Annotated in this window: 25 protein-coding genes; 16 read left to right on the top strand and 9 right to left on the bottom strand. The window is 70.8% G+C overall.

Features of this window, described 5'->3' with window-relative positions:
- Positions 1–5 precede the first annotated feature (5 nt).
- On the bottom strand, positions 6–395 hold the full coding sequence (locus tag NQU54_RS07285) for an RNA-binding S4 domain-containing protein (RefSeq protein ID WP_257630330.1): 390 nt from the start codon (positions 393–395) through the stop codon (positions 6–8).
- Between the two features lie 30 nt (positions 396–425).
- On the opposite strand from NQU54_RS07285, the gene lpdA reads away from it, so the two are divergent.
- Together lpdA and NQU54_RS07295 are read left to right on the top strand one after the other, a co-directional pair.
- On the top strand, positions 426–1,826 hold the full coding sequence (lpdA, locus tag NQU54_RS07290) for a dihydrolipoyl dehydrogenase (protein ID WP_257630331.1): 1,401 nt from the start codon (positions 426–428) through the stop codon (positions 1,824–1,826).
- A gap of 66 nt (positions 1,827–1,892) precedes the next feature.
- Positions 1,893–4,559, top strand: a complete 2,667-nt coding sequence (locus NQU54_RS07295; protein WP_257630332.1) for a SpoIIE family protein phosphatase — start codon at positions 1,893–1,895, stop codon at positions 4,557–4,559.
- A 151-nt stretch (positions 4,560–4,710) separates the two neighbouring features.
- Here the strand turns inward: NQU54_RS07295 and NQU54_RS07300 are convergent, their stop codons facing one another.
- From NQU54_RS07300 to NQU54_RS07320, 5 genes are read right to left on the bottom strand one after another with little or no spacing between them, the layout of a single operon-like run.
- Positions 4,711–6,213: a glutamate synthase subunit beta gene (locus NQU54_RS07300; RefSeq protein WP_257630333.1), complete on the bottom strand. Its 1,503-nt coding sequence runs from the start codon at positions 6,211–6,213 to the stop codon at positions 4,711–4,713.
- A gap of 38 nt (positions 6,214–6,251) precedes the next feature.
- Complete coding sequence (locus NQU54_RS07305; protein ID WP_167505493.1) at positions 6,252–7,310, bottom strand: NAD(P)H-dependent flavin oxidoreductase; 1,059 nt, start codon at positions 7,308–7,310, stop codon at positions 6,252–6,254.
- A complete protein-coding gene (locus tag NQU54_RS07310) occupies positions 7,310–8,050 on the bottom strand; it encodes a CoA-transferase subunit beta (RefSeq protein ID WP_257630334.1) in 741 nt (246 codons plus the stop codon). The genes NQU54_RS07305 and NQU54_RS07310 overlap by 1 nt, the downstream gene beginning before the upstream one ends.
- Positions 8,047–8,910 (bottom strand): CoA transferase subunit A, encoded by an 864-nt coding sequence (locus tag NQU54_RS07315; protein ID WP_372505814.1) that lies wholly within the window; start codon positions 8,908–8,910, stop codon positions 8,047–8,049. The genes NQU54_RS07310 and NQU54_RS07315 overlap by 4 nt, the downstream gene beginning before the upstream one ends.
- 6 nt (positions 8,911–8,916) lie before the next feature.
- Positions 8,917–9,672: an enoyl-CoA hydratase family protein gene (locus NQU54_RS07320; RefSeq protein WP_257630335.1), complete on the bottom strand. Its 756-nt coding sequence runs from the start codon at positions 9,670–9,672 to the stop codon at positions 8,917–8,919.
- Positions 9,673–9,750: 78 nt separating this feature from the next.
- On the opposite strand from NQU54_RS07320, the gene NQU54_RS07325 reads away from it, so the two are divergent.
- The 7 genes from NQU54_RS07325 to NQU54_RS07355 all read left to right on the top strand — a co-directional run bounded on the left by NQU54_RS07325 (position 9,751) and on the right by NQU54_RS07355 (position 18,895).
- Positions 9,751–10,566, top strand: coding sequence for an SDR family oxidoreductase (locus tag NQU54_RS07325; RefSeq protein ID WP_257630336.1), 816 nt, complete (start codon positions 9,751–9,753; stop codon positions 10,564–10,566).
- A 1-nt stretch (position 10,567) separates the two neighbouring features.
- Entirely contained in the window at positions 10,568–11,482 is a 915-nt protein-coding gene (locus tag NQU54_RS07330) for an SDR family oxidoreductase (RefSeq protein ID WP_257630337.1), read from the top strand.
- A gap of 132 nt (positions 11,483–11,614) precedes the next feature.
- The gene (locus NQU54_RS07335) at positions 11,615–12,793 is read left to right on the top strand and encodes a serine hydrolase domain-containing protein (protein WP_257630338.1); all 1,179 of its coding nucleotides are present in this window, start codon (positions 11,615–11,617) and stop codon (positions 12,791–12,793) included.
- Between the two features lie 372 nt (positions 12,794–13,165).
- Positions 13,166–14,743: a site-specific integrase gene (locus NQU54_RS07340; protein WP_257630339.1), complete on the top strand. Its 1,578-nt coding sequence runs from the start codon at positions 13,166–13,168 to the stop codon at positions 14,741–14,743.
- Between the two features lie 183 nt (positions 14,744–14,926).
- A complete protein-coding gene (locus tag NQU54_RS07345; protein WP_257630340.1) occupies positions 14,927–16,369 on the top strand; it encodes a hypothetical protein in 1,443 nt (480 codons plus the stop codon).
- A gap of 134 nt (positions 16,370–16,503) precedes the next feature.
- On the top strand, positions 16,504–18,678 hold the full coding sequence (locus NQU54_RS07350) for an integrase (protein WP_257630341.1): 2,175 nt from the start codon (positions 16,504–16,506) through the stop codon (positions 18,676–18,678).
- Positions 18,671–18,895, top strand: a complete 225-nt coding sequence (locus tag NQU54_RS07355; protein WP_257630342.1) for a hypothetical protein — start codon at positions 18,671–18,673, stop codon at positions 18,893–18,895. The genes NQU54_RS07350 and NQU54_RS07355 overlap by 8 nt, the downstream gene beginning before the upstream one ends.
- Positions 18,896–18,982: 87 nt before the next feature.
- On the opposite strand, the gene NQU54_RS07360 is transcribed toward NQU54_RS07355, so the two are convergent.
- From NQU54_RS07360 to NQU54_RS07370, 3 genes are read right to left on the bottom strand one after another with little or no spacing between them, the layout of a single operon-like run.
- Positions 18,983–19,702, bottom strand: a complete 720-nt coding sequence (locus NQU54_RS07360) for a GntR family transcriptional regulator (RefSeq protein ID WP_257630343.1) — start codon at positions 19,700–19,702, stop codon at positions 18,983–18,985.
- Between the two features lie 20 nt (positions 19,703–19,722).
- Positions 19,723–20,226, bottom strand: coding sequence for a flavin reductase family protein (locus NQU54_RS07365; RefSeq protein WP_257630344.1), 504 nt, complete (start codon positions 20,224–20,226; stop codon positions 19,723–19,725).
- Positions 20,227–20,252: 26 nt separating this feature from the next.
- Positions 20,253–20,678 carry an ester cyclase gene (locus tag NQU54_RS07370; protein WP_257630345.1) on the bottom strand — a complete coding sequence of 142 codons (426 nt, stop codon included), beginning with the start codon at positions 20,676–20,678 and terminating at the stop codon, positions 20,253–20,255.
- Between the two features lie 468 nt (positions 20,679–21,146).
- On the opposite strand from NQU54_RS07370, the gene NQU54_RS07375 reads away from it, so the two are divergent.
- Genes NQU54_RS07375 through NQU54_RS07405 form a run of 7 tightly spaced genes read left to right on the top strand, consistent with a single transcriptional unit; the run spans position 21,147 to position 25,862 of the window.
- A complete protein-coding gene (locus NQU54_RS07375; protein WP_210567029.1) occupies positions 21,147–21,773 on the top strand; it encodes an amino acid synthesis family protein in 627 nt (208 codons plus the stop codon).
- The gene (locus NQU54_RS07380; RefSeq protein ID WP_257630346.1) at positions 21,770–22,321 is read left to right on the top strand and encodes an amino acid synthesis family protein; all 552 of its coding nucleotides are present in this window, start codon (positions 21,770–21,772) and stop codon (positions 22,319–22,321) included. Before NQU54_RS07375 ends, NQU54_RS07380 begins: the two co-directional genes overlap by 4 nt.
- A gap of 6 nt (positions 22,322–22,327) precedes the next feature.
- Positions 22,328–23,059 (top strand): alpha/beta fold hydrolase, encoded by a 732-nt coding sequence (locus NQU54_RS07385; protein WP_257630347.1) that lies wholly within the window; start codon positions 22,328–22,330, stop codon positions 23,057–23,059.
- Positions 23,052–24,539 (top strand): aldehyde dehydrogenase, encoded by a 1,488-nt coding sequence (locus tag NQU54_RS07390; RefSeq protein ID WP_257630348.1) that lies wholly within the window; start codon positions 23,052–23,054, stop codon positions 24,537–24,539. Before NQU54_RS07385 ends, NQU54_RS07390 begins: the two co-directional genes overlap by 8 nt.
- 1 nt (position 24,540) lies before the next feature.
- Positions 24,541–24,822: a tautomerase family protein gene (locus NQU54_RS07395; protein ID WP_257630349.1), complete on the top strand. Its 282-nt coding sequence runs from the start codon at positions 24,541–24,543 to the stop codon at positions 24,820–24,822.
- Positions 24,819–24,965 carry an LLM class flavin-dependent oxidoreductase gene (locus tag NQU54_RS07400; RefSeq protein ID WP_257630350.1) on the top strand — a complete coding sequence of 49 codons (147 nt, stop codon included), beginning with the start codon at positions 24,819–24,821 and terminating at the stop codon, positions 24,963–24,965. The genes NQU54_RS07395 and NQU54_RS07400 overlap by 4 nt, the downstream gene beginning before the upstream one ends.
- Before the next feature lie 21 nt (positions 24,966–24,986).
- Entirely contained in the window at positions 24,987–25,862 is an 876-nt protein-coding gene (locus NQU54_RS07405) for an LLM class flavin-dependent oxidoreductase (RefSeq protein WP_257630351.1), read from the top strand.
- The last annotated feature ends 169 nt before the right edge of the window (positions 25,863–26,031 follow it).

The raw sequence follows: 26,031 nt of genomic DNA on the forward strand, positions 1-26,031 counted from the left end.
GGCACTCAGCCGAGGTCGCCCGGCATACCGCGCAGCCGCTCCATCTCGCGCCGGTCGCGCTTGGTGGGGCGGCCCGTGCCGCGGTCGCGCAGCCCGATCGGCACGGTGTGCTCGCGCGGCGGCGGAGGCGGGCTGTTGTCGACGAAGCACTCCGCGGCCACCGCCGCGCCGACCCGTTTGCGCACGACGCGCGAGACCACCACGATCCGGTCGCGCCCCGCATGGCGCAGCCGCACCTCGTCACCGGGCCGCACCGCCTGCGCGGGTTTGACGCGCTCTCCGTTGACCCGGACGTGCCCCGCGCGGCAGGCCGAGGACGCCATGGAGCGCGTCTTGGTCAGCCGCACGGACCAGATCCAGCTGTCCACCCGTACGGACCCCTCGTCTGAAGCCATACCCCGACTCTAATGTCTAAGGTGCGACGCATGAGCGCACATTTCGACGTGGTGGTCCTGGGAGCCGGGCCGGGTGGCTATGTCGCCGCGATCCGCGCCGCCCAGTTGGGCCTGACCACGGCCATCGTCGAGGAACGCTACTGGGGCGGCGTCTGCCTGAACGTGGGCTGCATCCCGTCCAAGGCCCTGCTGCGCAACGCCGAGCTGGCGCATCTGTTCATCCATGAGGCCAAGAACTTCGGCATCCGGGTGAACGGCGATGTCACCGTGGACTACCGCGACGCGTTCGAGCGCAGCCGCAAGGTGGCCGACGGACGGGTCAAGGGCGTCCACTATCTGATGAAGAAGAACAAGATCACCCAGTTCGAGGGGCGGGGCAGCTTCACCGGACCGCATGAACTCCAGGTCACCCGCTCCGGCGGCGGCACGGAGACGCTCACCTTCGACCACTGCGTCATCGCCACGGGCTCGATCACCAATCTGCTGCCCGGCACCTCCCTCAGCGAGCGGGTGGTGACCTACGAGGAGCAGATCCTCTCGCCCACCCTGCCCGGCAGCGTCCTGATCGCGGGCGCGGGCGCCATCGGCGTGGAGTTCGCGTACATCATGCACAGCTACGGGGTGCAGGTGACGCTCGTGGAGTTCCTGGACCGGATCGTGCCCCTGGAGGACGAGGAGGTCTCCACCGAGCTCACCCGCCGCTTCCGCAGGCTCGGCATGAACATCCTGACCTCCACCCGGGTGGAGGCGATCAACGACGCCGGCCCCGCGGTCAAGGTCATGGTGACCACGGGCGGCCAGCGGCAGACCCTCCAGGCCGCCCGGGTGCTCCAGGCCATCGGGTTCCGGCCGAGGGTGCACGGATACGGGCTGGAGCACACCGGCGTCCGGCTGACCGAACGGGGCGCCATCGACGTCGACGGCCGGTGCCGCACCAATGTGCCGCACATCTTCGCCATCGGCGATGTCACCGCCAAGCTGATGCTGGCACACGCCGCCGAGTCCATGGGCCTCGTCGCGGCGGAGACCATCGCCGGGGCGGAGACCATGGAGCTCGACTATGTGATGATCCCGCGGGCCACCTTCTGCCAGCCACAGATCGCCAGCTTCGGCTGGACCGAGGCCCAGGCCCGGGAGCGCGGCTTCGACGTCCGGGTGGCGAAGTTCCCGTTCACCGCCAACGGCAAGGCCCAGGGGCTCGGCGACCCCGTCGGCTTCGTGAAGCTCATCAGCGACGGCCGCCACGGTGAGCTGCTGGGCGGCCATCTCATCGGCCCCGAGGTCACCGAGCTGCTGCCCGAGCTCACCCTCGCCCAGCAGTGGGATCTCACCGTGCACGAGGTGGCCCGCAACGTCCACGCCCATCCGACCCTCGGCGAGGCGGTGAAGGAGGCCGTCCACGGGCTCGCCGGACACATGATCAATCTGTGACCGCGGATGCTCCCACCCCGGCCGTCACCAGGTGTGCGACCCGGGGATCTGCGTTAGACAGAGCATGTGAAAGTGCGCTCGGCGCTGAGCTCGCGCAGTGTCGGCGGGCAGGTGTTCGCGCTGATGCTGATCATCGTGACGTTCCTGGTGCTCGCCGCGGGGGCCACGCTGTCCCTCGAGGCGCGCGGCAGCCGGGACGGCCAGGCCCGGGTCCGCGCCCTGACCGTGGCGCGGACCGTCGCCGTCGCCCCCGGCGTGCGGCAGGGGCTGGAGTCCCGCGACCCGCCCAGGACCCTCCAGCCCTACGCCGAGAAGGTGCGGCACCGGACCGGTGTCGACTACATCGTGGTGACCACCGCCCAGGGCATTCGGTGCAGCCATCCGAATCCGAAGCTGATCGGCAAGCGCGTCGACCGCACCCTGTACCCGGCCACGGCGGGCCGGGCCTTCACCGACACCACACCCGGTGTCACCCGCCCGGCCGCCTCGATCCGCGCCGCGGTGCCGGTCACCGACGCCCGGGGCCGGGTGATCGGCGTCGTCAACGCCGGGGTGTCCATCCCCTCCGTGGCCCGCACGGTCGGCCGCCAACTGCCGGTGATCTACGGCTCCACGGCGCTCGCCCTGCTCCTCGGCGCGGGCGGCGCGGCGCTCGTGGCCTGGCGGCTGCGGCGCCAGACCCACCGGCTCGGCCCCGCCGAGATCACCAGGATGTACGAACACCACGACGCCGTACTGCGCTCGGTCCGGGAGGGCGTGCTGATCCTCGACGACGAGGAGCGGCTGCTGCTCGCCAACGACGAGGCGCTGCTCCTGCTGGGCCTCACCCACGGCGCGGACGGACGCCAGATCACCGACGTCGGCCTGCCCCCGGACATCGCCCGACTGCTCGCCTCCGGACGTACCGCCACCGACGAGGTGTACGAGGTCGGGAACCGGCTGCTGGCGGTCAACCAGCGCCCGGCGGAGCGGGGTGGACAGCCCTGGGGCAGCGTCGCCACCCTGCGGGACACCACCGAGCTGCGCGCGCTGACGGACAAGGCCGACCGGGCGTACGCACGGCTCCAGCTGCTGTACGAGGCCGGCGTCCGCGTGAGCAGCAGCCTCGACATGGAGGGGACCGCCCAGGAACTGGCCCGGGTCGCTGTGCCGCGCTTCGCCGACTTCGCCACCGTCGATCTGCACGAGGCCGTGCTGCGCGGCGAGGAGCCGGGCGACCGGGACTCGCCGCTGCGCCGGGCCGGCTTCAGCGGCGTCCGGGACGACCCTCCGCTGCGCCGGGTCGGCGAGCGCGTCTCCGCCCACCCCCTCACCGAGCGGGCCGGCGGCGGCATCGGCAGGGCGCGTGTGTTCGCCGTGAGCGAGCTGCCGTCCTACCCCGACTGGGTGCCACAGGACCCGGAGCGGCTGGGCTGGGTGATGCAGTACGGCATCCACTCGCTGCTGACCGTGCCGCTCAGCGGGCGCGGCGTCCGGCTGGGCCAGGTGGCGTTCTGGCGCTCGGGGGACACCCCGCCGTTCGACGAGGAGGACCGGTCCTTCGCCGAGGAACTGGCCGGTCAGGCGTCCGTCGCCATCGACAACGCCCGCCGCTACGCCCGTGAGCACGCCACCACCCTGGCCCTCCAGGAGAGCCTGCTGCCGCGCGGCCGCGCCGAACAGCAGGCCGTCGTCGCCGCCCAGCGCTATCTGCCCGCCCCCGCCGGGGTGCGGGGGGACTGGTTCGACGTCATCCCGCTGTCGGGGGCCCGGGTCGCCCTCGTCGTCGGCGATGTCGTCGGCCACGGACTGCACGCCGCCGCGACCATGGGCCGGCTGCGCACCGCCGTGCGCAACTTCTCCGTGGTGGACCTTCCCCCCGATGAGCTGCTCGCCCGGCTCGACGACGTGGTCGACCAGCTGGACCGGGAGGAGACCGCCCTGGGCCCCGGGGCCGCCGGAGCCGGCTGTCTGTACGCGGTCTACGACCCGGTCACCCGGCACTGCACCCTGGCACGGGCCGGCCAACCGCCCCCGGCCCTGGTCCGTCCCGACGGCTCCGTGACCTTCCTCGACCTCCCCGCCGGGCCGCCGCTGGGACTCGGCGGACGGCTCTACGAGGCGACCGAGATGGAACTGCCCGAAGGCAGCCGCCTCGTCCTCTACACCGACGGGCTGGTCCAGGACCGGGAACGCGATATCGAGACCGGGCTCGACCAGCTGCGTGACGCCCTCACCGACGCCGACCCCGACCCGGAGCGGGCCTGCGACACCGTGATGGCCGCCCTGCTGTCGCCGCGCCGCACCGACGACGTCTGTCTGCTCATCGCCCGCACCACCGCGCTGGACGCGCGCCGGGTGGCCTCGTGGGAGCTGCCGGCGGACCCCGAGGTGGTGTCCCGGATGCGGGCGGCCGTCGCCCGCACCCTGGCCGACTGGAACCTGGAGGAGGCCGCCTTCACCACCGAACTGGTGGTCAGCGAACTGCTCGGCAACGCCATCCGGCACGCCGTCGGCCCGGTGCGGCTGCGGCTGCTGCGCAACCGGGGGCTGATCTGCGAGGTCGCCGACGGCAGCACCACCGCACCGCATCTGCGCCGGGCGGCCATCACCGACGAGGGCGGCCGCGGGCTGTTCCTCGTCGCCCAGATGGTCCAGCGGTGGGGCACCCGCTACACCAGCAAGGGCAAGATCATCTGGACCGAGCAGGATCTTCCGCCCGAGGAGCGCCCCCTGCCGGTGACCGGTCTGTGACGACCGGGCCCCATCGGGGCCGTGGACCTGCCGCCGGGGCGATCAGACCGCGGCCGACGGTGCGCTCTCGCGCCGTTCCCAGGCCACCTGGGCGAGATCGGCCATGGTGGCCACCATGTGCCGGTCACCGGGCCGCGGGTTCGCCGTTCCGTCAGGCCGTCATCGGGCGGTCGGCCGGTACGACCGGCGCCGGGAGCGTCGTGGAGCCCGCCAGATAGTGGTCCACGGCGGCCGCGGCGGAGCGCCCCTCGGCGATCGCCCAGACGATCAGCGACTGGCCACGGCCCGCGTCGCCCGCCACGAACACCCCGTCCGCGCCGGTGGCGAAGGACGCGTCGCGCGCGAGGTTGCCGCGCTGGTCGAGCTCCAGCCCCAGCTGGTCGAACAGCCCGCCGTCCGGCTCCGGGCCGCGGAAGCCGAGGGCCAGCAGCACCAGATCCGCCCGGAGCACCCGTTCCACGTCCGGCCCGGACCGTCCGTCGGCGCGGGACCCGATCAGCCGCAGCGCCCGGATGCCGCCCTGCGGCCGCTCCGCGTCCGGTGTGGTCCCCTCGAAGCGGACGGTGGTGGCGGAGAAGACCCGCGCGTCCACATCCGCCTCCGGAGAGGCCGCCAGCTCCCGGGCCTCCTCATGGGCAGCGGACATCCGGTAGATCTTGGGGTAGACGGGCCAGGGCTCGCCATCGGCCCGCTCGTCGCCTGGCCGGGGGTGGATGTCCAGCTGGGTCACGGAGGCGGCGCCCTGCCGCAGCACGGTGCCCAGGCAGTCGGCGCCGGTGTCCCCGCCGCCGACGATGACCACATGCTTGCCCTCGGCGCTGATCGGCGGCCGGTCGTAGTCGCCCTCCCGCACCCGGTTGGCCATCGGCAGATACTCCATCGCCTGGTGGATACCGGCCAACTCCCTTCCCGCTACGGGGAGTTCGCGCCAGGCGCGCGCGCCCACGGCTATCACGAGCGCGTCGTGGCGCGCCCTGAGCTCGGCGGCGTCCATATCGGTGCCGACGTCCACATCGGTACGGAATTTGGTGCCCTCCGCGCGCATCTGCTCCAGCCGACGGTCCAGATGGCGCTTCTCCATCTTGAACTCGGGGATGCCGTAGCGGAGCAGCCCGCCCACCCGGTCGTCGCGCTCGTACACCGCCACGGTGTGCCCCGCACGGGTGAGCTGCTGGGCCGCGGCCAGCCCCGCGGGCCCCGAGCCGATGACGGCGACGGTCCGGCCGGTCAGCCGCTCCGGTGGCCTGGGGGTCACATAGCCGCTCTGCCAGGCCCGGTCGGCGATGGCCACCTCGACGTTCTTGATGGTGACCGCCGGCTGGTTGATGGCCAGCACACACGCGCTCTCGCAGGGGGCCGGGCACAGCCGGCCGGTGAACTCGGGGAAGTTGTTGGTGGCGTGCAGCCGCTCGCTCGCGCGCAGCCAGTCGTCACGGGAGACCAGGTCGTTCCACTCCGGGATGAGGTTCCCCAGCGGGCAGCCCTCATGGCAGAACGGTATGCCGCAGTCCATACAGCGGCCCGCCTGGGCGTTGATGATCGGCAGCAGTCCGCCGGGCGCGGCGACCTCGTTCCAGTCCCGCACCCGCTCGTCCACCGGACGGCGGGGCGGAAGACGACGGGGTGTGGTGAGGAAACCCTTGGGGTCGGCCATGACGACCTCCCATTACCCGTGTCATGGTCTGGCCGCTTTCACCCCACTGTACGACCGCTGGTCAGCCGGTCCAGGGTCCCGGTGGCCTCTGCCATGATCCGGTCCACCAGATCCGCGCACGAGGGCAGATCCTCGATCACACCGGCCACCTGACCGGAGGCCATCACGCCCGTGTCGGTGCGGCCGTCCACCATCGACGCCTTCAGCAGCATCGGGGTGGTGGCGGCCAGCAGCACCTGGCTCCAGCCGAGGTCCTTGCCGTGCCGCATCGCCAGTCCGTCACGCACCATCCGCGGCCAGCTCAGCCCGGCCAGCCGCCGGAATGCGGCGGCGTGGCGCACGGCGCGCAGCAGCGCCGCGGCGCGGCCGGAGCGTTCGAGCGAGTCGACCAGCTCGCTGCGGAGCATCCGGTGGGGGAGCCCGTCCACCGCCGTGGTGACGGTGACATCGGTGACCGCCGCCGCCAGATAGCGGGCCTTGACGGCGTCCGGGACGGTGCTGTCGGAGGTGAGCAGGAAGCGGGTGCCCATGGCGATCCCCGCCGCCCCGTAGGCGAGCGCGGCCGCCAGTCCCCGTCCGTCGTGGAAGCCGCCCGCGGCCACGACCGGGATGTCCACCGCGTCCACGACCTGGGGGAGCAGCACGGTGGTGGCCACCTGACCGGTGTGGCCGCCGCCCTCCGAGCCCTGCACCACCACCGCGTCCGCGCCCCAACCCGCCACCTTCTCGGCGTGGCGCCGGGCGCCCACGGACGGGATGACCACCACGCCCGCGTCCTTCAGCCGGTCGATCAGCTCGCGCCTGGGGGCCAGCGCGAACGAGGCCACCCGCACCCCCTCCTCGACGATGATCCGCACCCGCTCCGCCGCGTCCCCGGCGTCGGCGCGCAGATTGACGCCGAAGGGCGCGTCGGTACGGGCGGTGACCTCGCGGACGGCCGAGCGCAGCCGCTGGGGCGACATGGTGGCGGAGGCCAGGATGCCCAGCGCCCCGGCGTTCGCGACGGCGGACACCAGCCGGGGCCCGGCCACCCACCCCATGCCCGTCTGGACGATCGGATGGCGCACCCCGACGAGGCGGGTCAGCGGGGTGTCCATCAGGACGGCACCTCCCGTTCGCGGGTCCCCTCCGGGTCGATGACCTCCCGGATCAGCCGCAGCTCGGCGGGGGTAGGCTCCCGGGTGCGCGGAACGTGGTCGGCGATGTCGAGGGGGAAGCCGGTGGCCTCCCGCACCGCCTCGGCGGTCACCCCCGGGTGCAGGGAGCGCACCCGCAGGGTGCGGTCGGGCGTGGCGAAGTCCATCACCGCGAGATCGGTCACCACACACCGCAGCTGATGGAAACGGGCCGCGGCCGGCCCCGCGGCCGCCACCCGGTCGTGGCCGACCCCGCACACCATGTCGACACGTTCGACGAAGACCCGCCGCGAGTGCCGGGGCACCCAGTAACTCGTGGGGTTGTTCAGGGTGTTGACCGGCGCTCCCCGCACCCCCAGCAGCTGCCGGCTGGGCCGCTTCCAGTCACCGACACAGCTGATGTTCTGGTTGCCGTGGCGGTCGAGCTGGCTCGCGCCCATCATCACATGGCGCCGGCCGGCGGTGACCAGCGCCAGATGCGCCCGGTACGGCAGCCACCCCTCCACCACCTCCGGATCGTCACCGACGATCAGCGCCTCGCCGTCCGTCAGCAGCAGCTCGGGCGCGAAGGTGAGCCTGGCCAGCCGGGCGCCGACCCTGGGCACCGCGCCCATCGGGGCGGCCAGAATCTCCCCGTCGCCCCGCCATGCCTCGGCACAGGCCACCACGCAGTACTCGGCCCGGGTCACCCCGTCGGTCATACGCCCTCCCTTCCGAACGCCGCCACCGCGGCCCGGTACCGCTCCTCGTCCCCGGACAGAAACCGCTCGGTGAACTCCCGCCACGCCCCGGGGTCGGCGGCCGCCTTGGCGTACGCGCTCTGGAACGCCTCGTCCCGTCCGTAGTCGGGGGCGCAGGAGGTGAAGTGCGCGCCCCGCGGGGCCTCGATCACACCGGTCACCGCATGCCGTTTGACCAGCAGCGTCTGCGGACCGCCCGCACCGGCGAACTCGGCCGTGGAGACCACGCGTTCACAGGAGAGATACGCCTCGGCCGCCGCCTCGCAGAACAGGTCGTCGAAGTACGGATCGGGCCCGAGGTACTGGCCATTGCCCTGTGCGTCCGCCCGGTTGAGGTGCACCAGCGCCACATCCAGCCGCAGCGCGGGCACCGCCACCAGCTCCTCGCCGTCCTCGTACGGCGATGTCACCGTCCGCAGCCCGGGGTTGACCGTCATGACGTCCGAGCCGAGCCCGGCGCGGATGGGCAGGAACGGCAGCCGGTGCACCGCGGCGGTCAGCCCCCACATCATCATCGCCTCGTCCAGCTCGGTCAGTTCGAACTCCCCCCGCTGGCGCGCGGCCCGGAAGTGCGGCTCCAGCGGGATCGAGTCGAGCGTCGCGAACGCCGTCACCAGTTTGCGGATCTTCCCGGCGGCGGCCAGCAGCCCGACGTCGGGGCCGCCGAAGGAGACCACCGTCAGATCGGTGACGTCCGACCGCAGCAGGGCGCGGACCAGGGCCATGGGCTTGCGCCGTGAGCCCCAGCCGCCGATGCCGACCGTCATACCACCGCGGATCCGGCCGACGGCCTCCTCGGCCGTCATCGTCTTGTCGGCCAACGCCGCTCACCCCTTCCCGTTGCTTCCGGCGATGAACGCGTCGCGGTGCCCGTCCGACAGGCCCGCCAGATTGGCCTCGAAGGTGAAGCCCTGCTCGAAGCGGTAGCTGCGGCGCACATCGACCGGGTCGATGCCGTTGATGGCCGCCTTGGCCAGGCGCAGCAGCGCGCCGTCCTTGGCGGCGATCTCACCGGCCAGCTCCAGCGCCGCCTCCCGCAGCTCCGCGCGCGGCACGACCCGCCACACCGAGCCATGGCGGCGCAGCTCCTCGGCGGTCGCGGTGCGCGAGGTGTAGTACAGCGCGCGCATCAGATGCTGCGGCACCAGCCGGGCCAGATGGGTGGCAGCGCCCAGCGCGCCGCGGTCCAGCTCGGGCAGGCCGAACGTGGCGTCCTCGCTGGCCACGATCGCGTCGGCGTTCCCGGCGAGACCGATGCCGCCGCCCAGGCAGAAGCCGTGCACGGCGGCGACGACCGGGACCGGGCAGTCGTAGACGGCGGCGAACGCCTCGGAACATCCGTGGTTGGCGCCGATGAGCGCCGTATGGCCCTCGGCCGCCTGGATCTCCTTGATGTCCACGCCCGCGTTGAATCCACGGCCCTCGGCGGCCAGGACCACACAGCACACCGACGGGTCGGCGCCCGCGGTGCGCAGCGCCGCGGCCAGCTCGTACCAGCCCCGTACGGGGAGGGCGTTGACGGGTGGGAAGTCCATGGCGACCAGACGGACGCCGGTCGCCGGGGCGGAGGTGGAGACACCCATGAGCAGATCCGCTACCTTTCCACCAAACATTTGTTAGGTAGAAGGTAGCAGCGCTCATCGCGCAGCGGGAGGTGTCTCGTGGCCGTCACCATCGATCTCGCCGGGCGCGTGGCCGTCGTCACCGGCGGCACGCGGGGTGTAGGAGCGGGGATCACTCGGGCCCTGCTCACCGCCGGGGCCGAGGTGGTGATCTGTGCGCGCCGCCCACCCGACAAACCCATCGAGGTGGACGGGCGCACGGCGCGTTTCGAATCGCTCGACATCCGGGACGTGGACGCGGTCGCCGCGTTCTTCGCCGGGCTGCGCCGCTCCCACGGGCGGCTGGACCTGCTGGTCAACAACGCCGGAGGAAGCCCCTACGGACTGATCGCCGAGGCCGGGCAGCGCCGCGCCGCCCGTATCGTGGAACTCAATCTGATCGCCCCCATGACCGTCTCCCTGAGCGCCTACGAGCTGATGCGCCATCAGGAGGGCGGCGGCTCGATCGTGATGATCGGGAGCGTCAGCGGCACCCGGCCGTCCCCCGGCACCGGACCCTACGGAGCCGCCAAGGCGGGGCTGGAGAACCTCGCCCGCACCCTGGCCGTGGAATGGGCCCCCGCGATCCGGGTCAACACCCTCGTGCTCGGCATGGTCCGCACCGAACTGTCGCATCTGCACTACGGGGACGAGGAGGGCATCGCCGCCGTCGGCCGGACCGTGCCGCTCGGGCGGATGGCCGAGCCCGTCGAGGCCGGTGACGCCTGTGTGTTCCTCGCCTCCGGGCTGGCCGGGTACATCAGCGGCGCCAGCATCGCCATCCACGGAGGCGGGGAGCGCCCCGCGTTCCTCGACGCCGCCAACGTCAACCGGCCGACCCCCGGCGCCGGCCGGGCAGAACCACGGGAGGACTGAGATGAGCGGACTGTGCGACGGGCGCGTCACCGTCGTCACCGGAGCGGGCCGGGGCCTCGGGCGGGCGCATGCGCTCGCCTTCGCCGCCGAGGGCGCGAAGGTCGTCGTCAACGACCTCGGCGTGGCCCCGGACGGCGCCGGGGCGTCGGCGGGCCCGGCCCAGGAGGTGGTCGAGGAGATCCGGGCCGCGGGCGGGGAAGCGGTGGCGCACGGCGGGGACATCGCCACCACCGGCGGCGCCGCCTCCCTCATCGCCACCGCCCTCGACGCCTACGGCCGGCTCGACACCCTCGTCAACAACGCCGGATTCCTGCGCGACCGCATGCTCGTCAACCTCGGCGAGGACGACTGGGACGCGGTGATCCGAGTCCATCTCAAGGGTCACTTCCTGCCGCTGCGGCACGCCGCCGCCCACTGGCGCGCCGAGGCGAAGGCGGGCCGCGCACCGGCCGCCCGGGTGGTCAACACCAGTTCCGGGGCCGGGCTGCTGGGCAGCGTCGGACAGGGCAACTACTCCGCGGCCAAGGCCGGGATCCTCGGCCTGACCTCGGTGGCCGCCGCCGAGTTCGGCCGCTACGGAGTCCAGGTCAACGCGATCGCCCCGGCGGCCCGCACCCGGATGACGGAGGCCACGTTCGCCGGTGCCATGGCCGCGCCGGACGACCCGGACGCCTTCGACGCGATGGCTCCCGGCAATGTCTCACCGCTCGTCGTCTGGCTCGGCTCGGCCGCCTGCGCCGGTGTCACCGGCCGGGTCTTCGAGACGGAGGCCGGGCGGATCACCGTCATGGAGGGCTGGCGGCCGGGCCCGACCGCCGACCGGGGCGCCCGCTGGACCCCGGCCGAAGCGGGCGAGGCGGCGCGGAAACTCCTCGCCGGGGCCGAGCCGCCACGACCGGCCCATGGGGCTCCCTGATGGGCCGAGCGGCCCCCACGGGGTGGGGACAACCCCCGTAAGGCAGGGGCGGCAGCGGGATGGGAGCCCGGCGCGCACGGCGGCACGATGAACCACGAACGGCACAGGGGAACGAGGCGAGGAGCGAGGTTCGTGGGGATTCGGGTGAGGGCCGTGGCGCTGTGGGCGGGGATCGGCGCGGTGGCGGTGACGGCCACCGTGACCGTCGCCACGGCCCAGGGGCAGCCGGCCGGGCCGTCGGCGCCGTCCGGCTTCGAGGAGGCCGTCGGCCAGACGGTGCGGGACGGCTTCCCGGGCGCGGTGGCCTACGCACGGCGCGGCGACGACGAATGGCGGACGGCGGCCGGGGTCGCGGACAAGGCGACCGGCGAACGGGCCCGGCCGGAGCAGCGGTTCCGGGTCGCCAGCAACAGCAAGGCGTTCGTCGCGGCGGTCCTGCTCCAGCTGGAGGGCGAGGGGCGGCTCTCCCTCGACGACAGCGTGGAGAAGTGGCTGCCCGGCGTCGTCCAGGGGAACGGCAATGACGGTAAGGCCATCACCATCCGTCAGCTGCTCAACCACACCTCGGGGATCCACGACCCCACCACCGAAGCCTCCTTCTTCGCCCCCTATCTGGAGGACGGCGACCGGGCCCACATCATCACCCCCCGCGAGGTGATCGCCCGCTCGGTCCGGCACCAGCCCGAGTTCGCCCCGGGGAAGGGCTGGTCGTACTCCAACACCAACTATCTGCTCGCCGGGCTGGTGATCGAGGCGGTGACCCACCGCTCGGCGCCCGCCGAGATCCACCGCAGGATCCTCGCCCCGCTGGGGCTGAAGCACACCTCCTTCCCGGTGACCGACCCCGAGGTGCACGGCCCCCATCTGCACGGCTACGACCTGAAGGGCCGCGATATGACGCGGTTCAGCCCCTCCTACGACGGGACCGCCGGAGCCATGATCTCGACCGTCGACGATCTGGCCCGGTTCGAGCGGGCGCTCTTCGGCGGCACGCTGCTGCGCCCCGCCCAGCAGCGCGAGCTCACCACCCCGGTGGAGTTCCCCGACGCCCCCGCGTACGGACTCGGGGTGCAGCGCATGGAGGTGCCGTGCGACACCGGCGCGCGGCGGAAGGCCGACCCGCTGACCGCCTGGGAGACCGACGGCGCCGGACCCGGCTACACCAGCGTCTCCCTCACCACCGCCGACGGGGAGCGTCAACTCGTCCTCGCCGCCACCGTCTACGACCTCACGGCCGAGCTCGAGGGCGAGCCGCCCGTACCGCGGAGCAAGGGGCTGCTGAAGGCGCGGACGGCGGTCCTGGGCGACTGAGCGCCGTCCGATGGCGGACAGAGCGCCACCGGCATCGGCACACAGCCGGCCCGGCGCAGAAGGGTGGTGAAGCGAGAGGCGAGGACCGGATGGCCGGCGGCCGCGGGATGCAGACGGTCGGAGCCCTCGGGCTCCAGCATCAGCCGCGTACAGGCGGGGCCGAACACAGCGGGGCCGTGGAGGTGGTGCAGTCGTGTGTCGCCGTGGTCGCGCAGCAGCGTCACGGCGCGGCGGATATGTGCCCGGCACTCGCGCATCGTCAGCCCCGAAGGGCCCGGCACCTCCTCCCGCTCGGGCGCGGTGATCGTGGACATCACGGCAAACCATCCCTATTGAATCGGCGCGTTGAAGCCGATCTGACAGGGTGGCGCGATGAGCAAGTGGCGTGTGTTCTGGGTCCCCAAACCGGCACCGATCGCCCCGCCGCGCCTAGCTGTCCTGGCGGGATGGGCGGACCTGGCGGAACGCGAAGCGTCAACCGGGATCCGCCCGGGTGACCCGATTCTGCTGGCGCCGGACTACCGCATCGACGAACTCCTCAGCCTGTACACGCGCAGTAGCCCGTTCCGCAGGTACACGAAAGAGACGAAGCGGAACTACATCACGGACCTGTGCCTGTTCTTCAACTTCCTGTGGCGGCGCGGAAAGGTCTGGACGCAGGCAGCGGAGTCCGATGTCGACGACTTCCAGTTCTGGCGCCAGAGGTCCCCAGAGAACCCGGTGAGGGTGGGCGGGAACAAGTGGAACCGCGAACTGGCCGCGCTGATGAACCTGTACACCTGGGCGACGAAGCCGGGCAATCAGTTCCTGACGCGTAACCCTGTGCCGGTGCATCGGGTGGTGGGCCGCCACGGGCAGGTCGTCGACGTGCCGGACGGGAAGGCGAAGGACGCCCGGGGCAGCAACGTCCACTGGCTGACACCGCGGACGTTCCGTCTGTGGGTGAATGTCGGCCTGCGCGGGTACGTCGCTGACGGCCTACCCTCGCCGAGCTGGTTGGGCCGAATGGAAGGCCGCAACGTTGCTTTTGTGCGCTTATTGACCTCTTCGGGGATGCGGCGACTGGAGGGCGCCTCGCTGTTGACGTTCGAGGTGCCGTCACTGCGCCTGCAGGGTAGTCGTTACTACACGGGGCGCCTCGCGGCGGCAGTCACGCGTTCCAAGAAGGCCCGTACCTACTACGTCGAGGCCCAGGTGGTGGGCGATATCGAAAGCTACGTCGAGTCCTCACGCGCCGATGCCATTCGCGCGGCCCAGACCCGGGGCCGGTACAACGCAGTGCCGAGCTTGCGGCTGGTCACCCGGGCGAGCCGGGGACCGAAGCCGACGGTGTACTGGCGCGACCGCCAGGGCGTCAACGGCCGCATCGCGCTGACGGAGGCAACCGCGGACGAACGTATGACGTGGTACACCGAAGGCCCGGCGGGACTGGAGCCGTTGTGGCTGTGGCTGAACGAGATGGGGCTGCCGCTCCAGCCGCACTCTTGGAACAACGTCTTCACGGCAGCGAACCAGCGGTGCCGGGCAGTGCTGGATCCGGAGCCGGAGCGGCACCTGGACCCACACCACAGCCGGGCGCCGTACGCGACGCCGCATTCCTGCCGACACGGCTTCGCCCTCTACATGCTGGTGATCCTGCACCACTTGATGGACCAGCGGTTCGGTCTGAGCCCGCAGGAGCGGCGGGACTACCGGCTGCTGTACGGGGATCCATGGCGGATGGTGCAGGACCTGCTAGGTCATGCGTTCCTTGAGACGACCCGCGAGCGGTATCTGGCCCCAGTCGCCGACCTTCAGCTCCGGTCGCTGCTTACCACCGCACCCCTGTTCCGCGAAGGTGAACGGCCGGCGCTGGAGATGGATGAGGTGTTCGGGCGTCTGGCCCGGGAAGCCGAGGGTATCCAGGACATCGACACCAAGCTGCGGGTCGCCCCGCAGGCGGCGGGATGAGCCGGCGCGGGCGTACGGCGCCGCTGCCGACAACGACGGTGCGCAGGCCGCCGGTTCTGATGGACGACGGTCTCGTCGTCGAGCACCGTGACCGCACGGGCGCCGTCGCGGTCTACGACTTCCGTACCTTGCCGGTCGCGGACGCTCTGCGCCGGTCAAGACGTCGACCAGCTGACTGCGGGGATGTGGAAGCAGTGGAGGCTCAGCCGGCCGAACACCCGGCTCGGCTACAGCCAGGTCACCACCGTGCGGGGTCTGCTGCTGGACGACCCGCGACTGTCCGCAGTGGCACGGGAAGCGCTCGCCCGCCGCGTCCTGTCCCCCACTGCGAAGGAAGTGTCCTTACAGGATGCCGAGTTCGACGCGATCGTCACCACGGCGCGGCGGATGTTCCGTGCAGCGCATCTGAGGATCACAGACAACGCCGACCAGCTCGCCCAGTGGCGGTCGGGGACGTTCGCCCGCGGCAGCGAGGCATGGCTGCTGGGTGAGGCGCTGGACTGTCTGGCCCGGACCGGTGAGGCGCCCCACGACACCCGGGTTCGCCAGCGTGGCCGGGTGCTCGCCCGCTATGCGCGGGTGCTGGGCGGGGAGAGGCCCGAGCACACGTGGCAGCGGCTGTTCTTGACCCGGATGGAGACGGTCGCTCTGGGGGTGCTGCTGCTGGCCGAGCACGGCTGGAATCTGTCGGTGATCATCCGGTTGAAGGTGCCGCAAGCGGCCCCGGACGCTGGTGGCAACGGGCCGCGGATCTACCGGGTCGAGCTGGAGAAGCACAAGCGGGGCGCCGGACGGCACTTCGAGACCCGCAACCTCACTGACGACGGGGCCGCCTCCCCCGGTCGGCTCATCACGCAGGCGCTGGAAGCCACCGTGTTCGCCCGCGCGGCCGTGCACACGCTCAGCCCCGGCACGGACCGTTTCCTGATCTGGCGCTCCGCCAAGGCCCCGCTGAACGACCGAGCGCAAGACGCGACGGGCAAGAAGTCGGGCATTGGGGTGTTCGGGTTCGGCATTTCCGGCTGTACGGCCCATCGCTGGGCAACCCAACAGGGCTTTACCTCCTCGCCGTTCCACCGGGGCCGGCGGACAGTGAACACGCTGCACCGGCGCGCGCCCGGACAGAACAGCCAGGCCACCCACGACCGTGTCTACGCCCTGACCGATCCCCAGGTCCGCCAGGCCGCGATCCCGGTCATCGCCGAGGCAGCCGAAGCCGTCGTGTCCAAGGCCCACGCCACCGTGTTCGCCGCTGCCCTGCGCGAGGAAGCCGATCCGGGCGACCAGCAGACAGCCACCGCCGACTGTCATGACTACGGCAACAGTCCCTATATCGGCCCCGGCGCAGGCTGCACGGCCTCCTTCCTGCTGTGCCTGGCCTGCCCCAACGCCCGGATTCACCCCGCCCACCACAGCCGCCTGGCTCACCTGCACCACGCGCTAGGCAACCTGCGCACCGCCATCGAGCTTGGCCAGTGGCACAGCCAGTGGGCGGACGGGCACGCCCGCCTGGAACACCTCAAGGGCCAGCTCGGCACCGCTGTGTGGACCCGCGCCCTGGCCGACGTGACCATCGCCGACCGCGAGCTCATCGCCCTGCTACTCAACGGAGACCTCGACTCGTGACGGCCACCCCAGCCCCTGCTCCACCCCTCGTTCTTCCCGGCCCGGACACCCCCGTCATCCCCGCCCACCTGGTCATCGACGGCTACCCCGGCCTCATCGCGCGCTACGCGGCGCCGGCCTGGCCGCTGATCCCCATGAACGCCAACCCGGGTGTCACGCACAGCACCATCCACTGGCCTACGTTCCCCGACACGTTCCGGGAGGAGATGCGGCTGGCCGCCTGGACCTTGATCAACGGCGAACTGCCCGCGGTGTTCCTGCGTGAGCGGCATCCCACCTGGCGCTCGCGCCAGGCGCCCAAGGCCCTCTGCCAGACGATCAGGACATGGTGCCGACTGGCCGTGTGGCTCGCCGACCGGGGCATCAGCACGCTGAACGCCTGCACCTCGCAGGTGCTGGGTGAGTACGGGCGTCACGTGCGCGAAAGCGGGGCGGCCCGCACCACGGTGCATAGCGTGCTGTCGTCGCTGACCCGGCTGTGGGTCTTCGACCAGCTCAGCGGTCGTCCCAGCGGGATCAGCTGCCCACCGTGGGAGATGGAGGGGGTGGACGACTACCTGCCGTCGGCGACGCCGGGCGGCGAGAACGCCACCGAGGCGATCGCCGAGCAGACCATGGGCCCCTTGCTCGTATGGGCGATCCGCACAGTCGAGGAGTTCAGCGACGACATCCTGGCTGCCTGGGCGGAACGCAACCGTCTGCGTGAGCTGGCCGCCGCCAACATCGCCACGCCCGCCTCACGCTCTGCTCTTCGGGCCTTCATGGACCGCATCGACGCCGGCCAGCTGCCAATTCCGATCACCCGGTGGCTGGGCCGAACCACGATCGCGGGTGCTTATATTGCCGCTCTCACGGGTGCCTCCCTGGGGCAGGTCTACAGCGCCACCCGTGATCACGGGTGGCGGCAGGCTGCCCTGGAGCGGCCCGGCCCCTGCCCGCTGCATGTCCCGGTCACCGGCAAGCTCGACGGCGTCCCCTGGAGAGAGGCCGTCGATTACACCGAGGCAGGGTTCCTGATGCGCCAGTTGGGCACGGCGTGCTTCATCGTCATCGCCTATCTGACCGGGATGCGTCCCGGCGAGGTGGCCGGGTTGCGCAGCGGCTGCTGCCCCGCCCCAGAGCCGGACGGCGCGGGGCGCACAGGGCGGCACTTGATCACGAGCACCGTGTACAAGACCGCCCGCGATGAGGATGGCAACCACCGCTCCGAGGGCGAGATCCGCGATGTTCCCTGGGTGGCCATCGCCCCCGTCGTGAACGCCATCCGGGTTCTGGAACGCATGGTTCCCCAAGGTCAGCTGCTGTTCGACCACCACGCCCACGACCTGCGCGGCACCCGCCCCAACACTGGCTCCCTCACCGTCCACAGCCTGGGCGTCCGAGTGGAGGACTTCGTCACCTGGGTCAACCAGGAGGCAACTGCCCGCGGGCTGGCCCACGAGGTCATCCCGCCGGATCCGCACGGAAGGATCGGCACCGAACGGTTCCGCCGGAGCCTGGCCTGGCACATCGCCCGCCGCCCTGGCGGCCTGATCGCGCTCGCGATCCAGTACGGCCACCTGCGGACTTCCGTAGCGGCCGGATATGCCGCGCGCAGCCGGGACGGCATCCACGACCTCCTCGATATCGAGACGGCCCGCGCCACCATCGACACCGTTGCCGACCTGAATGCCGCGCTCGAGGACGGCCTCGGCATCTCCGGACCCGCCGCCCGCCGGGCCGTCAAGGCCGCGGCCACCGCGCCCCAGTACAGGCGCCGTCATCACAGCCCGGCAGGCCCGCCAGATCCTCGCCAACCCCAACCTGGTCGTCTACGACAATCCCCACACGCTGCTGATGTGCGTCTACAAACGCGACAAGGCCCTGTGTCATCGCGACCTCAAGGACACGCCCAGCCTCGACCAGTGTGTCCCCGCCTGCGCGAACATCGCCCGCACCGATCAGCACGCCGTCGGCCTCCGCCTCCGCGCCACCGCGCTGGACCAGCAGGCAGGCCACGTCCCCGGCCCGCTGGGCGAGCGACTGCGCGACAACGCCACCCAGCTGCGCGACCGCGCCAACGCCCACCACCGCACCCGCATCACCCTCCAGGACGGCACCGTATGAGCCCCGCACCCGACGAACGCGACCGTATTCGCGCGGCCATGGACCGCATCCTGCAGGGAACCGCGCAGCCACTCCACCGGCGCGCTGACGATCGTCGCCCTGGCCCAGGAAGCTGGCGTTCCCCGCAACGCGCTCACCCAGCGCCACCTCGACCTCAAGAACGACTTTTACGCGAAGGTCAGGGAACGCGGGCAGTTGCCTGACTCCGAGATCCGCCTGCGCCAGCAGATCGTCAAACTCAGGGAGCTTCGCGCTAAAGACGCCACCGAACTGACGCAGCTGCGAATCGACGTAGAGCATCTCGTTCGCGCCGTCAACCAGCTGACCGCGCACAACCGGCAGCTCCTCCTCGCTATATCCCAGTCCAACCCCCCGGTCCGGGCGCTGCCGCCCCATCCGCACCCGGTCCGAAGGTACTGAATCGGGCCCGCCTGCAGTACACCAACACTGTCTGGACTTTTGACCGTTGGCATGCCGGGAGGCGCACTCCAATGGACGGGTCCGGGATCAGGAACTTGCCGTGCCGAACTTCCCTTGCCCGCCGCTGATGGGCAGGCTTGCCAGTAGAGCGCGTCGGCTGGCCCTGACATGCTCCCGCATCACCTGCTCGGCACTGTCACCGTCTTTTGCCAGGATCAGCTCCAGAACGAGGTGATGTTCGCGGTCGGACTGGGTGGCGCGGCCTGGCTGGCTGAGCGAGGTGTTCACCAGCCGGGAGTACGCCAGCTGATTCATCAGCATCCGGTAGTGGGCCTCCAACTTGCTGTTGTCGGCGCCGGCTATGAGCAGGTCATGGAACTCCTGGACCAGCTCTGCGTACCGTTCCCGGTCGTCCCGCTCCACCGCTTCATCGGCCTCGCGCAGGTTTCGCTCGATCAGATCGATCTCCGGCACACGGCCGCGCTGGGCGAGCAGGCGGGCTGCGGCACCCTCGATGAGTTCCTTCATCTCGAAGAGTTCCGTGATCTCACGGCGGGAGGGGATGGTGACGAACGTCCCGACGCGGGGCCGGATCTCGACCAGCCCCTCGGTCTGCAGCTGCTTGAGGGCTTCGCGCACTGGAGTACGGCTCACGCCGAACTCGTCCGCGAGGGCGAGCTCTGAGAGCGGAGCTCCGGGTTCGATGTCGCCCTTGATGATGCGCCGGCGCATTTCGGCGATCACGGTGGCCTGCATCGACCCGTTCTTCGGTTCACTCTTCGCCCGATTCACCGAGTGCTCCTCCATCTCCCGTACTCCCCGCTGCATCATCCCAGAGGTGTGAGTGCGCCGCCGTCGAAGAACTTGCCCGCGCTGTAGACCATGGGGTGGCGCTCGGCGACTGCGGCGTGCACGACTCGGCAGATGAAGATCGTGTGCGTACTGGCCTGGAGTCGCTCGCGGATCTGCACTTCCATCTGCGCGCTGCTTCGAGCGATCAGCGGGCTGCCGAACGGGCCGCTCTCCCAGTCGAGGTCCTTGAACTTGTCAGCGGCTTTGCTCGCGAACGTGCCGACGACGTCGAGCTGGTCGATGGACAGGATGTTGATCGCGAGGTGGTCCGCCCGGAACAGACAGTCATGGGTGGACGAGGTGTGCTGGACGCACACCATCACCGTGGGAGGGTCGAGCGAGATGCTCGAGAACGCGTTGACGGCCAGCCCTCTGGGGGTCTCTCCATCCATCGTGGTCACGACCGTGACGCCGGTGACGAACTGCCGGTTGACCTGCTTCATCACGTCGATGTCGGGGGTCGGGGCAAGCGCGGCCATGAGGGTGCTCCTTGTCATTTTGATCGTCAGTCCTGTCCCACGCTGATGATGCCCAGCGCCGAGAGGAGCGCCCTGGGGTCCCACGTCACGTGCTCCTCGACGACCTGGTCCCTCTCGAAGCGGGCGAACGTGGCGCCGCTGACTTCGACGCGCCGCTTGGTGGGCGGGACGCCGAGGAACGAATTCACATGGGTTCCGCTGCTGTGCCAGCGGATCGCGGCCCCGTCGCCTTCGACCACGATGTCGTCGATGGCGGTGGTCAGGTCCGGGAACGCCGCCCGCGTGGTGACGATCGCCGCCTTGAAGGCGTCCCGGTTCTGCGGGTGCGGGTCCGTCCCGTGGCGCAGGTAGGCCGGGCTCAGCAACGCGTCGAGGGCGTCGACGTCGCCCTGCCCCCATGCCTGGGCCCATACCTTCTCGATGAGTTCTCGGCGGGCGTCGGTGTGCGCCATCTCTTCTCCTCTCACGGTGGCGGCAATGCGGAGTGCAGTTGGTCCGCCGGCAGGAGCCGGAGTGCCGGCACGCTGCCGGAGGCACCGGGCTGGACAGCGGAAGCGGAACCACGCTCGTCCTCTTCGCCGCCGCCCTCGGCTGTCCCGTTCATGGTGGCTTCTCCCCTTGCCCCGATGGCTGCGGGGCACAGTTTCGCACCCGCCCAAAGGTGAATGGATACGAAACCTCTTGGGACCACGAGGCGGACACCCGGCCCCGCACTGGCATACAAGAAGCAGTAAGACATGCCACAGGTGGAGCGTCAAGGGTTCGCGGGCGTCGGATCGCACCCCAACTTCACCGAACATATAAACCTGCAGTTCAGAGGGCATTTCGCGGTTGCCGACGCAGTCACGTGAAGGCCCAGCGAAAGCCCTTCGGCTCAAGCCCTTGACTGACTCGAAAGTGCGCACCTATCGTCCTGTGCCATGCAAGAGAGCTTGGAACAAACTGACGAGAGCATCGGTCTCCGCAAGCTCGTGCTCTACCGCGATGTCGTCTTCACCGAGGCAGGCGAGGTACCCGCACGGCCCGTGCAACGCGCCAGCGTCGCTGCGGTCATACGGAATCCATGGGTGGGCTCCGGCCCTTCTACCGACCTGTCCATGGAACAGGCTCGCTTCGCTCCGGTACTCGCGAAGCTGCTGACCGACCGGCTCATGGCATCCATGGGCGGTGTGCACAAGATCGAAGCGTTCGGCAAGGCTGCCATCGTCGGCACGGCGGGCGAAATCGAGCACGCCGGGGCACTCATCCACACCCCGTACTTCGGGAACCTGGTGAGAGAGTTCCTCCAGGGCGAGTCCATCATCTGTTTCGCCGACACGCGGGCCGAGGCCGGAGAGACACTCATCGTCCCCCTCTGGCACAAGACCCATGCCGCGACACGTAGCCACTACCAGACCATCAGCGCCCGCGTACCCGACGCGCCGCGTGCGGACGAGATCGTCGTCATCGCAGCCGCGTCGACGGGGCCCCGGCCGCACCCCCGTATCGGGGACCGCATGACCGACCCCGTCGTCACCACCGAAACCCTGGAGGTTGTCCCCTCATGAGCGTCCGCAAGATCGTGACCATCGTCGAAGAGATCCGCGCCGAGGGTGGCCGAGAGGTCAACCGCCCCGCTCGCATCGCTGTCGTCGCAGCGGTGATCGAGAACCCCTGGGCCGGTCAGGGCTTCGTCGAGGACCTCGGCCCCGGCATCGATTCGACCGCCTCCGACCTCGGCGCGCTGCTGGCTCCGGCGGTCCTCGACGCCCTCGGTGAGCCCGCGGAGGCGTACGGGAAGGCCGCCATCGTCGGCTTGGACGGCGAGATCGAGCACGGCTCGGGGCTGATCCACACCCTCAAGTTCGGCGATCACTTCCGCAAGGCGGCCAATGCGACCACCCTGCTGCCCGCGGTCGAGAAGCGCGGCCCCGCCGGCGTGGTCTTCGACATCCCGCTGAAGCACATCACCGACGCCACGATCCGCTCGCACCACCAGAGCTTCGAGGTCCGCATCAGCGACGCCCCGCACCCGAACGAGATCGTCATCGCACTCGCCGCCGCCGCTCAGGGACGCCCCCAGCAGCGCCTGGCGCCGCTCACGACCGAACAGTAGGTGCTCATGAGCAAGCCGACCGTGGTCCTGCTGCACGGCGTCGGACTCGACCACACCATGTGGGAGCCCACCGCCGCACTCCTGGCCGACCGCTTCACCGTGATCACCCCCGACCTGCCGGGCCACGGCACCCGCCCGCCGGTGAACGATCGTGTGATCCTCGCCGACCTTGCCGACGGGGTAGCCGGCGAGATCCCGGCCGGCTCACACCTGGTCGGATTCTCCCTCGGGGCGCTGGTCGCCCAGCACCTGGCACTACACCGCCCCGAGCTGGTGGCCACCCTGACCTCGGTCAGCTCGGTGTGCCGGCGCACGGCCGAGGAGCGGACCTCGGTCCTCGGCCGACTGCGCACCGCGGAAGCCGACTTCACTGCCAGCGCGGCCGCAAGCCTGAAGCGGTGGTACGACGGCACGGACGTCGACGCCGAGTGGGTGGCTCGCACCGAGGCCACGCTGCTCGCCAACGATATTGACTCCTTCCTCGGCTGCTATCGCGTGTTCGCCTCGGCGGACGCGGAACTCGGGTCGTACCTGGGCCGCATCTCCGTACCCGCACTTGCTGTGACAGGTGAGAACGATCCGGGCTCCACCCCCGAGATGACCCGGCGGCTCGCCGCGGCGCTTCCGGACTGCCGTGCGGTGGTCGTCCCCGAGGCGCGTCACATGCTGCCCGTCGAGCGTCCCCAGGCGCTCGTCGACTCCCTCACCACCTTCCTCGGAGAGTGTCCTCATGTCTGAGCTCACCACGTTGCGGCACTTCATCGGCGGGGAGTCCGTGGAGCCCGCGTCCGGCGAGTACTTCGAGAGCACCAACCCGGCTACCCGCGAGGTCCTCTACCGGGCCGCGCGCGGCGACGCGAGCGACATCGACCGGGCCGTCGCCGCCGCGAGGAGCGCCTTCGAGGACCCGCGCTGGCGCGACCTCAGCCAGACACGCCGGGGCCACCTGCTGCGCCGCCTCGGTGAGCTGATCGCCGAGAACGCCGAAGAGCTGGCCCGGATGGAGACGCGGGACAACGGCAAGCTGCTGCGTGAGATGCGGGGGCAGCTGGCCACCCTGCCGGAGTACTACCACTACTACGCGGGGCTCGCCGACAAGATCCACGGCGACTTCATCCCGACCTCCGACCGCCGGGTGCTGAACTACACGGCCCGGGAGCCGCTGGGCGTCGTCGGAGCGATCACGCCCTGGAACTCCCCGCTGACGCTGACCAGCAGCAAGCTGGCCCCGGCGCTCTGCGCCGGCAACACCGTCGTGATCAAGCCCTCCGAGTACACGTCGGCCACCGTCCTCAAGCTCGCCGAGCTGGCACTCGCCGCCGGGTTCCCGCCGGGCGCGGTGAACGTCGTCACCGGATTCGGGGCCGAGGCCGGGCAGGCCCTGGTCGACCACCGCGACCTGGCGAAGATCTCCTTCACCGGCAGCACCGCCACCGGGGCCCGCATCGCCGCGGCGACCGCGAGCCGGTTCATCGGCTCCACGCTCGAACTCGGCGGCAAGTCACCCAACATCGTGTTCGAGGACGCGAACATACCGAACGCCGCGATGGGTGTCGTCGCCGGCATCTTCGCCGCCGCCGGACAGACCTGCATCGCCGGCAGCCGCGTCTTCGCCCACCGGTCGGTCTACGACGAGCTGCTCGAGCGCGTCGCCGAACGCGCCAAGACCATCCGTATCGGCGACCCCCTGGACGAGCAGACCGAACTCGGCCCGCTGGCCTTCGCGGACCAGCGCGCCAAGGTGGCCGGATACGTCGACCTCGGACGCAGCGAGGGCGCCCGGGTGCTGACCGGTGGACACACCACCGACGGCGGGCTCGGCGGCTACTTCTACGAGCCCACCATCCTCGTGGACGTCGACAACAGCATGCGGGTCGTGCGTGAGGAGATCTTCGGCCCTGTCCTGGCCGTCATGCCGTTCGACACCGAGGACGAGGTCGTCCGCCTGGCCAACGACACGGACTACGGACTCGCCGCCGGCGTCTGGACCACGAACCTTGCCCGGGCACACCGGATGGCGGCGCGCCTCGACGCGGGGACCGTCTGGGTCAACACCTACCGGGCCATGTCCCCTATGTCCCCGCGGCAGGGCTTCAAGACCAGCGGCGTCGGCGTCGAGCACGGCACCGAGACCATCAAGGAGTACACGCGCCTCAAGAGCGTCTGGATCAACACGAGCGAGGAGCCCGTGGCCGATCCGTTCACCATGCGGAGCTGACATGCCACAGGTCGCCATCACCCTCGCCGAAGGCCGCACCCCGACCCAGATCCGGGACCTGCTGCACGAAGTCCACGCCGCGGTCCTGCGCACCACGAACACCCGCCCCGAACACATCCGTGTCGTCGTCCACGAGGTGCCCCGCTCCCACTGGGCCACCGGCGACGTCACCCTCACAGAGATGGACACCGCCGGCACGGGACCGTCCGGCGCGACCACCGACGGCAGCGGCCGGGACACGAGCCGACACCCGACCGGTCCGCAAGCCAAGGAGCAGTCATGAGGTATTCGTTGTTCGTGCACATGGAGCGTTGGGACGAGGAGGTCAGCCACCGCCAGCTCTTCGAGAATCTCACCGAACTCGCCCTGATGGCCGAGGCCGGCGGGTTCGGCACCGTGTGGATCGGCGAGCACCACGCGATGTAATACACCATCTCCCCCAGCCCCATGCCGCTTCTCGCCCACTTGGCGGCGAAGACCTCAACCATCCGCCTTGGCGCCGGGACCATCATCGCCCCGTTCTGGAACCCGATCCGGGCCGCCGGTGAGTGCGCACTGCTCGACGTCATCAGCAACGGCCGGATGGAAGTCGGCCTCGCCCGGGGCGCCTACCAGTTCGAGTTCGACCGGCTGGCCGGCGGCCTGTCGGCCCGCGACGGCGGGAAGCACCTGCGCGAGCTGGTCCCGGCTGTCCGGGCACTCTGGCAGGGTGACTACGCCCACGACGGCGAGATCTGGCAGTTCCCGACCTCGACCAGCGTCCCCAAGCCGGTGCAGCAGCCCAACCCGCCCATGTGGATCGCCGCCCGCGACCCCGATTCCCACGACTTCGCCGTCGCCCAAGGCTGCAACGTCATGGTCACCCCGCTGATGAAGGGGGACGAGGAAGTCGTCGACCTCAAGCGCAAGTTCGACACCGCGGTCACCAACCACCCCGAGGTGTCGCGTCCCGAGCTGATGGTGCTACGGCACACCCACGTCCACTCCCCGGACGAGCCCGAGGGATGGCGGCCGGCTGCGGAGGCGATCGGCCGGTTCTACCGGACCTTCGACGCCTGGTTCGGCAACAAGACCACCCCCCAGAACGGATTCCTCGCCCCCAGCCCGGAGTCGAAGTTCGAGAGCCGGCCCGAGTTCGAACCGGAGTCGCTGCACAGGACGGCGATGCTCGGCACCCCTGCCGAAATCATCGAACGACTGCGCACCTACGAAGAGCTCGGCGTCGACGAGTACAGCTTCTGGATCGACACCAGCCTGCCGCACGAGGAGAAGCGCAAGTCGCTGGAGCTGTTCATCAAGGAAGTCATGCCCGCGTTCCAGTAACACCAGACTGCCCGGCGCCTCCGTGGCCCAGGAAGGTCGCCGCGCACTGCGAGGCGACCACTCTCCGTTCGCCAGCTGTCGAACCGCAGCTTGTCGGGCTTCCTCGGGTCGCAGCCCGGCCGGGGCGCCGTCACCCGCAACCCCGCCCGGCTGGTCTACAGCCGAATTC

It is taken from the genome of Streptomyces malaysiensis subsp. samsunensis, assembly GCF_024519315.1.
Classification (GTDB): Bacteria; Actinomycetota; Actinomycetes; order Streptomycetales; family Streptomycetaceae; genus Streptomyces; species Streptomyces malaysiensis.